Annotated in this window: 10 protein-coding genes and 1 pseudogene; 2 read left to right on the top strand and 9 right to left on the bottom strand. The window is 32.5% G+C overall.

Going from position 1 to position 7916, the window contains the following annotated elements; translation table 11 throughout:
• Positions 1 to 10 precede the first annotated feature (10 nt).
• Positions 11 to 91: an IS3 family transposase gene (locus JFL43_RS23565; protein ID WP_407702003.1), complete on the top strand. Its 81-nt coding sequence runs from the start codon at positions 11 to 13 to the stop codon at positions 89 to 91.
• A 42-nt stretch (positions 92 to 133) separates the two neighbouring features.
• On the opposite strand, the gene JFL43_RS18875 is transcribed toward JFL43_RS23565, so the two are convergent.
• Entirely contained in the window at positions 134 to 721 is a 588-nt protein-coding gene (locus JFL43_RS18875) for a hypothetical protein (protein WP_200750231.1), read from the bottom strand.
• A gap of 1071 nt (positions 722 to 1792) precedes the next feature.
• Here JFL43_RS18875 and JFL43_RS18870 point away from each other — a divergent pair.
• Positions 1793 to 1999 carry a hypothetical protein gene (locus JFL43_RS18870; protein WP_200750230.1) on the top strand — a complete coding sequence of 69 codons (207 nt, stop codon included), beginning with the start codon at positions 1793 to 1795 and terminating at the stop codon, positions 1997 to 1999.
• A gap of 33 nt (positions 2000 to 2032) precedes the next feature.
• Here JFL43_RS18870 and JFL43_RS18865 read toward each other — a convergent pair.
• The 8 genes and pseudogenes from JFL43_RS18865 to arsB all read right to left on the bottom strand — a co-directional run bounded on the left by JFL43_RS18865 (position 2033) and on the right by arsB (position 7914).
• Positions 2033 to 2530, bottom strand: a pseudogene (locus JFL43_RS18865) (kinase).
• A 215-nt stretch (positions 2531 to 2745) separates the two neighbouring features.
• Positions 2746 to 3507 carry a GNAT family N-acetyltransferase gene (locus JFL43_RS18860; RefSeq protein ID WP_234447890.1) on the bottom strand — a complete coding sequence of 254 codons (762 nt, stop codon included), beginning with the start codon at positions 3505 to 3507 and terminating at the stop codon, positions 2746 to 2748.
• Positions 3508 to 3874: 367 nt separating this feature from the next.
• Positions 3875 to 4078: a hypothetical protein gene (locus JFL43_RS18855; RefSeq protein ID WP_200750229.1), complete on the bottom strand. Its 204-nt coding sequence runs from the start codon at positions 4076 to 4078 to the stop codon at positions 3875 to 3877.
• A 93-nt stretch (positions 4079 to 4171) separates the two neighbouring features.
• On the bottom strand, positions 4172 to 4381 hold the full coding sequence (locus JFL43_RS18850; RefSeq protein WP_200750228.1) for a hypothetical protein: 210 nt from the start codon (positions 4379 to 4381) through the stop codon (positions 4172 to 4174).
• Positions 4382 to 4402: 21 nt separating this feature from the next.
• Positions 4403 to 4576 carry a hypothetical protein gene (locus tag JFL43_RS18845; protein ID WP_200750227.1) on the bottom strand — a complete coding sequence of 58 codons (174 nt, stop codon included), beginning with the start codon at positions 4574 to 4576 and terminating at the stop codon, positions 4403 to 4405.
• A gap of 695 nt (positions 4577 to 5271) precedes the next feature.
• The gene (locus JFL43_RS18840) at positions 5272 to 5442 is read right to left on the bottom strand and encodes a hypothetical protein (RefSeq protein WP_200750226.1); all 171 of its coding nucleotides are present in this window, start codon (positions 5440 to 5442) and stop codon (positions 5272 to 5274) included.
• Between the two features lie 171 nt (positions 5443 to 5613).
• Positions 5614 to 6357, bottom strand: a complete 744-nt coding sequence (locus JFL43_RS18835) for an SDR family NAD(P)-dependent oxidoreductase (RefSeq protein ID WP_200750225.1) — start codon at positions 6355 to 6357, stop codon at positions 5614 to 5616.
• A 516-nt stretch (positions 6358 to 6873) separates the two neighbouring features.
• Positions 6874 to 7914, bottom strand: a complete 1041-nt coding sequence (gene arsB, locus JFL43_RS18830; RefSeq protein WP_200750224.1) for an ACR3 family arsenite efflux transporter — start codon at positions 7912 to 7914, stop codon at positions 6874 to 6876.
• Between the last annotated feature and the right edge of the window lie 2 nt (positions 7915 to 7916).

Genomic DNA, 7916 nt, shown 5'->3' with positions numbered 1-7916 from the left:
TTGGGATTATGTGAATTGGATTAACAATATTCGGATTCATCAAACACTTGGATATCTTACGCCGACTGAATTTAAGCAACAGTCCTTATAATAGTTGTCCAGTTTAGATTTGACATTCCACCCTTATTTGTAATTATTTAGTTGTATCATCTATATGAGTAGAATTTGAAGTATCAGGATCAAAGGTATTAAAACCATTTAAATCAATAAAATGAGCAATTGCATCCTTATCTTTGTCAGCTATACTGAGGTTAAAGCCAGATAAGTTATTTTTTATTTTCTCTAATTGTTTTGTCGTTAAATCGATGTTTATTCTGAATTGAGTTTGATATTTAGTATTATAGCCTTTAGGTTGCTCTGCTAACAATAATTCACTAGTTGTATTATGAAAAATATCGTATAATGCTTCAGGGTACTCAAGTGAAAAGTAAATCTTTTGAGTATTTTCCTGTAAGATTTCGTATATGTCTACATCGATTTCATAATTCATAAGAAAAGTTAATTCCTTATTCTCAGTAATATAATTCATTTCAAAATTTGTTATGCTAAATTTAGGGGGGAGAAACTTGTTTTCTAATGATTTGTTTTTTTGAATAGATGAATTATTCTGTTCAGATTCAATTGGATTATTGACATTTTTTTCACTTGTCTTTTCTGAAGAATTACACCCCATTAGAAAGGACGTACAAATGATAAAAGGACAAATATATTTTAAAAACATATATTTTAACACCTCTGTATATTAGTAATAAATAAAGACTTCAATGATTATATATTGAAATCTTCAAATCTCGAAATATCATTATTGTTTAACTTTATCGCTCCATGATGCATAAGTGTAATTAGCAGTTGTAGTTGTTGCGTTTGTTAAATTACAAGGTGGAGAAACTTTATAACGAGTTCCAGCGGCTTTTACCCATTTACTTCCTGCAGTTAATTTCCATGATCCCTTTGGAATAGGGTCTTCACTTGTTTCTGCTTTTGCCTCTGATAATTAAAAACCTGAAAATAATGTGAAGCATAGACTTGTTGATAATAATATTTTTGAAAATTTCATTATATGTATTTCACCTCATTGTTAATACTATTTTAAATTTTTTAAAAATACAATGTATAATTTACATTTTTCGTAATTTATTAATAATTTTTTAACAATTTGTTTGTATTATAATTTCATTTTGTAATTTCCCTTTCAGGGGCCTTGCCGCATGCATATCAAGTTAATTGTTCAAAACTCCTAAACTTATAAAAAATGCTATCCTTAAAGTAAGGGTGGTGATCATTATGAAATCAAATACGTTAAATGAACTGACTCTATATGCAGTAAGGGTAAAGACCTTTTGAAGAAAAGGGTTCTGGTGCAAAAATAATGAAATAGAAACATAGAATCCCAATGTACTTTTCATCTATGAATGATGATACTACTCCAAATAATTTATGTATGAATTCAATCTCGCTTTGGACAGAATTCACCCTGTTACTTTAGGTGATATTTTGCACTTATTTTAAATGCTATTTTGCACGTAAAAGAATCAACTGGAGAGGAATTGACCAAAATGTCCTCCTGAACCCCCATATTAGCGTAAATAAAAAGAATCCATTTTGAAAAAAAATGAACAAAATGGATTCTTTTCTAGTGATTTAGTATACGATTTTTATAAAATAGTTTGTTTAGTTTTAGTGATTCTTAATGAACTCCTTCAGTTTAATAGATAATGGTATAATTTTACATAGTTATAATTACAAAAAAAAGGGGGATAGAATGGGATAGTTTATAGTTTTAGAAATCATATTGTTAATACTTTTAGTTGATTGCTCAAATGAAACAAATTTAACCACGGATGAAGAAGTTGCAAACCTTGTAAATAATTATTTAGAGGCTTTAGAAACAAAGGATATAACATCAATGCTAAAATACGTTGATGATATAAGATTTCCAGATAAAGTTGAGCAAAAAGAGCAGTATTCAAATATTGACGAAGATATTACTGATACTTAAATAAGCAAATTAGTATTTCAAAACTTGAAAAAATTACTTTTGCAGTTGATTTAAAATCAGTTTCAATACATCGTTTTGTGACCTATCATTAGTCAATATCATTTCTCCTTCCACGCCAAGATAATTCTTTGGATTCCACCAGGCACATAAAGAATCTTCACCGAATTCCATCTTTTTCGAACTAGAATTGTGACGTATGACTGTTTCCTCAAAAGATAAATCAAAATAATAAGTATATGTCTTTTGGTTATAGAACCGAATTAGGTTATTCAGCATTTCACCATAGCGATTTTTATACAATATTCCTTCCACAATAACAAATTCACATTTATCTTTACCGTATTCTGCGATTTGGCGAATCAAATCAATTGAAAGGTTCCCTTCTCTATCGTGAACCTTCAACATTTCACGGCGAACGGTATCCTAAGAAACCAAAAGCGTTCCATGTCCCAAATGATTTTGAAGACTTTTCGCAGTCGTTGTTTTCCCACTTCCAGAGTTTCCTCGTATAATAATTAGCTTAGATTCCATATTCTCCCCCACATCCCAATTTTCTTCTAACTATAGAATCCTCCATTGGTCATAACAACAATTCTTACCTTTATTTCATTCGTTATAGAAATTAGTTATTCCTTATTCAACTAAACTCCCCCTTTAGTTGAATAAGAAAAGAGCTGTTTGAACAGCTCAAAGATCTTCTATTAAAGCCCCCGTTAGTTCAGGTGCAATCCTTCACAATCTCATATTTACATAAGCTCTTTCAACCGTTTCATTACCGAATGGACGGTTAATCTGTGAAATGAGATAAGTTTCCCTTTGAAAACGACTGAAAATATTCCATAAGGGGTTGGGGATAACTCCATTAGTTCTTCTCTGCTTTTTAAATCAATGATATTGACATCTAACCCCAATTCATTTGCACCCACAATTATATTTTCAGTTGCGACTTCTACGTAAGGACATTGAAAAGAGCGTAGTATTGTAAGGTTTTTGAATTTATTTATTCTTTCATCCCAATTAGTAGGAAAAACAGGTAGTAAGGTGCTATTTTCAAACTGATAAACAAGTAATTCAAAATTAAAAGGTGCTGTATCTACCAATTTAAATTGATTCTTTAAAAAAATATCCTTACTTGGTGTCCAAGAGGTTTCAGGATTTGTAACCACTACTACACCTCGCTTAGAATGGCTTTTTGCATCTTGAAGGCATTTATTAATCAGTTTAGCCCCGTATCCTTTTCCAGTTTCACTTACCCATAGACAATGAATTACCAAATAATTATTAGCGTGGACCACCCTAGAGGAAAACTCAGCGTCAGTATATTCAATAAAACCTACTTGTTTTTTATTTTCTATTAATTGAATATACTTTAAACCTTTCTCGAAACTTTCGTTTAGCCAATTATTTTTGTTTATGTATCCAAGTGATTTTTTTTTACTTCTGAGACAATAACTCCCCATTCCTTCGAGAATTCCGGTATCTAGCTCAACCATTTGAAAATCTTCCAAAGAAATCCCTCCTTTTCTCTATACAACTTTTTCTTTTTGTTTTATTACTTCTCCTTTATCATTTCTTTTTTAATATGTTCTTCTTCCACTAAACTGTCCCGCTAGTTGGATAACGAATAAAAACATTTACTTACACTATACTTTCATTTCATAAATATTCCAAATTATATCTTTAATCACAAATAAAAGCTGAACTAATACAAAAATTAGTTCAGCTCGAAAATAACTTGTTATAATGTTGCACATTGTATAAAGAATACTGATGTATTAAGTGCATTGCTTCAACTCTTGACTTTTAATAAAAATCCAAAGCACACTCTTTTTTCCAAATGTTTGATGATTGTTAAATTCACTAACGCCTCTAATCTTAATCTACTTTATTTAATCCACTTTGTCTTTTTTTATAAACAATTACATTAATAATTGCAATAGTGAAAAGTAAGATACCTGAAATTAAGAACACTAAGGATAATATTTGTTTCTCGCCCCAGTGATTATAAGATTGGAGAAAACAAATAATAACAAAAAAAGGTGATAAAAAAAATTGAGATTTTGAAACGTTTTTAAACATTTGATTGCCTCCCTACTGCCCTTTTCTTAAATAAGGGAACTTGTTTTTCTTTCATTACAGATTATTGTTTTAAAAATATTACCAAAAACCTTATTATGCTATCATTTTGTCGTGTTCACTATCAGCCTCGTCATCACTATTATAGGTAGTACCGCCTTGTAACTTTGCCGTACTACCAGTGTTTTCTTCATCCTCATATTTCTTAGATGTAGATGAATTACTTGAAACCGCGAATATAACTACAATTAATGCCTGAAAAACTGCTAAGATGATGGCGATAATAGATACTTTCTTTTTGTCCATTACCTCATCCTCCTTTATCTATTACTTACCTTGATAGCTAATTATGAGTCCGTTCCCTCTAGTATTAGCATATCCATGGTATAGTGTTCTATTAGCACCTACAACAAGACTTTGCCAGCCTGCTTTTGTTCCAATTTTGGGGAACATGCCAATAAGTATCAAACCACTTTTGGGTAGAAGCGATACTACCTTCATACCCTCCTCCTAATATAAAATACTTAGAGTTGAAGTATATAAGTTTATCTCCTCTAGCATGGTGATATGCGAAGGTTTTTCCGCTATTCGATACATTATACTTTGCAAATTCTTTATAAGTATCATCTTTAGCGATATTAAAATAATTAGCTAGTACGTTTACTAGTACTTGTTGATTTGGACTGAATTTTCCTTCTCCGTTATAGTCAAATAAGTTATTTGTTGCTGCCCAGTGGTCTGCTCTTACATCGTCATAAGCGTATGTTGATAAAGACTCTGTTAGTTATGCAAACTCGACAGATGTTACACTTGCATTTTTCTCCGACATTTGAGCCTGTACCATGTCGGGAGTGAAAGAATATGTTCCTCCTACGGTAGCATTGTGACTATCATAGCGGATTGCAAGAAATTCATTGCTCCACCCATGTTTTTTTGATTTTTTTCTAACTTAAATCTCACCTTTTAAACTTACAAAAAATACGTTTTATATAAAACCATTTTACTATTTTTATATAGTGACTGCAAACCTACATTTTTTGAGAGAGAAGGAACAACTGAAATAAAAAAGAATTCATCTTCACTACTTAACGCGCCATCAAAAATTATCAAACTCTTTTCCCGGGTCTGTATGAACCATTTTAAAGTCGTTCAAGTTGCCTTTAATACTTAATGCTGATACTTCATTACACGTTTGTTTATTTGTATTCTTGCTGTGTATTTAGTGCAGTTATAAATAATTTAAAATTTTCATCTTTTAATAACTTTTTTGTTTCTTTACTAACATGATCGATACCGTATACGCAGTCAAAAATAGCCGTTGCTGTTACTTCATTTAATATTGGTAACCCTCTATCATTATAGTTCATAAGTCATTTCCCCTTTTACTTTTATTTTCCAATTTACGCGAATAATATAAGATAAATTTGGATTGAACATTCAAATTTAAACGATAATCGTATGTACAAAAAAACGTAGTCAGAAAAGACATCCAATCCTGTCTTTTTCCACTACGTTTTGAGTATTCATTTTATCGATTGTTATTGTGCCGTATATCCACCATCAACTAATAATGATGTTCCTGTTATAAATGAAGAATCATCGCTTGCTAGGAATAATACTGCTTTGGCAACTTCTTCCGGTTTTCCTAGACGGCCCATTGGGTGAAGTCCGATTAGATGTTGATTCATTGCTTCGTTGCGACCTTTAATAAGCGGTGTCTCGATGTAGCCAGGACATACCGCGTTTACACGAATACCTTCTTTTGCATAATCTAGGCTAAGGGATTGTGTTAGTAGTTTGACTCCCCCTTTTGCTGATGCATATGCTGTTACGCCCGCTTTACCTGCATGGCTATGAATAGAACCGCAGTTGACGATGACGCCACGAGTTTCTTGTGTTAGCATTTGTTCTATTGCGAATTTATTGCTTAAAAAGATGCCTGATAAATTGATGTCGATCGTTTTTTGCCAGTTTTCTACTGATAATTTATGAATCGGTGCATCCAGTGCAATTCCTGCATTTGCATACATAATATCTAAAGAGCCAAAAGCTCCTACTGTTTTAGCAACCATGTTTTTGACGTCTTCTTCACTTGTCACATCTGTTTTCACAAATAATGCTTTATAACCTTGTGCTTTAAGATCTGATACTACTTCTTGTCCACGTTCCGAAAAATCAGCAATAACTACTTTTGCGCCCTCTTGTGCAAACAATCGTACAGTTGCTTCTCCAATCCCACTTGCCCCACCAGTTACTACCGCTACTTTATTTTCTAATTTCATATAGACTGACCTCTTTTCTTTGTTGTCATTCTTATAGTACGCCATCATTGTAACACCATCCATATTTCAGGAAAATTTAATAGTAATTAATTCATTGTTATTTATCTATAGTCTCACATCAAAAAGCCCCTCTATCCAAAGATAAAAGGGCATTTCTATACTTACAAGACATTTTCATGGGTAATTCAATTTGACCAGATAAATAAGGGGTGATTTCGTAAATCTGGAAAATGCGATTGATTCCTAACCCCGCATTTGTCCAATAATATGGAGTCGAATTTATTTTCGTATTTTTATCAGCAAAGGGATATTTCTCTTTATCCGATTCTATTTCTTTTAATGTGCAAACAACCGCTGGAGTATAGGCAGCCGTAGATGGTGCTCTAAAATCGTTGGATATCGTTCTTATTTTTTCCGTTCGTACTTATACTATTGGCATTTTATTTTTCCCTACATCTATTCCTCTTATAATATATAAAAATGCTTAAAACAATCTATCTCTAGTAATATTTCCAATTAAAAATATCTCTTCTCCCATCTAAGTGCAACTCCAACAAGTGCAATTAATACGGGCACTTCAACAAGTGGACCAATGACCGCTGCAAATGCTACCCCGCTATGGATGCCAAATACGGCTACTGCAACTGCAATTGCTAATTCGAAGTTGTTACTAGCTGCGGTGAATGATAAAGCGGCTGTGACAGGATAATTTGCGCCTGCTTTACGAGAAGAAAAAAAAGATACAACAAACATGATTAAGAAATAAATGAGTAGTGGAATGGCAATTCGTACGACATCTAATGGCAATTCTATAATTTTATCACCTTTTAAAGAGAACATCATGACAATCGTGAAGAGTAATGCGATTAATGTAAATGGTGTTAATTTAGGAATTAGTACGGTTTCATACCACTCTTTTCCTTTTAATCGGATTCCAATACACCGTGTTAATATGCCTGCAGCAAATGGTATACCTAAATAGATCATGACGCTCTTAGTAATTTCCCACATGGAAATGGAGATTGATAGATTTTCTAATCCGAACCAACCTGGCATAATGTTCAAGAAGAAATAAGCAAAAACCGAATAGAATAGAATCTGGAACACGGAGTTAAAAGCAACTAATCCTGCTACATATTCATTATCACCACGTGCTAAATCATTCCATACGATGACCATTGCAATACATCGTGCAAGACCGATCATGATTAAGCCTGCCATATATTCTGGATAGTCACGCAAGAAAATGATAGCTAAGAAAAACATCAAAAATGGCCCTAACAACCAGTTTTGAACCAATGATAGTAAAAGTACTTTCCAATCTTTGAATACACGCCACATTTCTTCATATTTCACTTTTGCAAGTGGTGGATACAACATGACGATTAGCCCAATGGCAATGGGAATCGATGTTGTACCTATTGATAAAGCGTCTAATGTTTCTTTATAATTGGGTGCAACGACGCTCAGTAAAATCCCTATTCCCATTGCTACAAAAATCCACAGAGTTAAATAACGGTCTAGAAAAGATAATTGCTTTGTTAATGGTTTATTCATAT

Source organism: Viridibacillus soli, assembly GCF_016612995.1.
GTDB lineage: Bacteria > Bacillota > Bacilli > Bacillales_A > Planococcaceae > Viridibacillus > Viridibacillus soli.
The sequence above is the reverse complement of the archived record's forward strand: the minus strand, read 5'-3'. Positions and strand labels throughout refer to the sequence as shown.